Annotated in this window: 2 protein-coding genes; both read right to left on the minus strand. The window is 37.1% G+C overall.

All coding sequences use genetic code 11. The annotated features are described in order from the left end of the window. A partial coding sequence (locus IC21_RS10085; protein ID WP_035180864.1) for a transposase occupies window positions 1–607 on the minus strand: 607 nt, incomplete at its 3' end. Between the two features lie 481 nt (window positions 608–1,088). Beyond that, window positions 1,089–1,330: hypothetical protein (locus tag IC21_RS17355; protein ID WP_235801117.1), on the minus strand; the 242-nt coding region annotated here is incomplete at its 5' end.

Below are 1,330 nucleotides of genomic sequence, written 5' to 3' on the forward strand. Positions count from 1 at the left end.
TCTTCGTTTTGGGAGAAGCCGATTCAGTTGAATGCTTTTCTGAATCGGAACCGGAAGGCTGAAGATCGCCACGATCATGATCATGATCATGATCATGATCATGATCATGATCATTACGATCTTCATCATCATGATCGTCATCGTCGTGATCCTGATCATCATTGTTGTCGTTTTCCTTAGATGCTTCTTCCAATTGGCGTTTTTGTTCTTCCAGAACGATCCATTCATTCAGTTCGTTGATGATATTTGCGCCCAAACGTTTTCTAAAACGAGTCATCAGAGAATGGTCGAATGGGGCTTTTTCCTGGAATTCAGGCAAGCCGATAAAATACTGAAGATACGGGTTTTCTGTGATCTGTTCGACTGTTTCCCAGTCAGACAGCCCAAGCCGTTCTTTGATATAAAGAGCCCCAAGAGCGATTCTGACAGAATAAGCCTTTTCGCTTTTGAATTTCTTCTTGAAGGACTTGGCATACTTTTCTTCGGGCATCCACCAAGGAATCATTTCAGCAAGACGGACCCAGCGATTTTCTTTATTTAATTTCCCACCGAATGGTAGAAAAAAATCATCTACAAAAGTTAATTGATGTTCGGTCTTTTTGTACATCGTAACAGCCTCCAAGTGCAAGGTTTTTTACGTGTTTCCTTTGAAATCCTTACACTTTATATTCGACAAAAGTAGCCAAAATCCTTGTCAAATCTGGAATTTTTGCTTATTCAGCAAGCCCTACTTATATCTTAACAAAGGAGTGGCTTTCATGGCTCTTTTTTTTTCAAAAAAAATCATCCTTTTCCGTTTTACAATATTTACCACAGGAATGAGTAGCTTAATCTATTGAAACCCGCCTAAAACCGACCAAAGTGGAAAAATTTAGACACTTATAATAAATAAATTTACCCCATTAAAATCAAAAACTCACAATTTCTTTTTACATTTGTCATAATGTTCCTACAAACGTCTTCTTTCTTTAGTGGAATAAATCAACGATCTTTAATTGTCTGACTGCTTACAGTTTCAGGGGATATAGCATTTTGGCAAGGGCTCTAAAGTAAAAAATGAGTCATGTAAACAGGAAAGTTGTTCTGTTTTATCGAAGAAAATGCGTAAAAGAAGTGTGCAAATGGACCAGTTCTTCAATTTGTATGATGCCGTGATTGGGAAAAAGCCCTAGTTTATCTGATTTGAAAAAATTTGCACAGCTCTGAGGAGTAAAAATTTTTCGTGATAATTTAACTATTCCCCCCCCAAAAATGCGGCTAAATATGTAATAATTTAAATAATTAGAGCTTGCTGGACGAATATTTTGGCATGGCTTAGTGACAAGTCGAA

Source organism: Heyndrickxia coagulans DSM 1 = ATCC 7050, from assembly GCF_000290615.1.
Classification (GTDB): domain Bacteria; phylum Bacillota; class Bacilli; order Bacillales; family Bacillaceae_C; genus Weizmannia; species Weizmannia coagulans.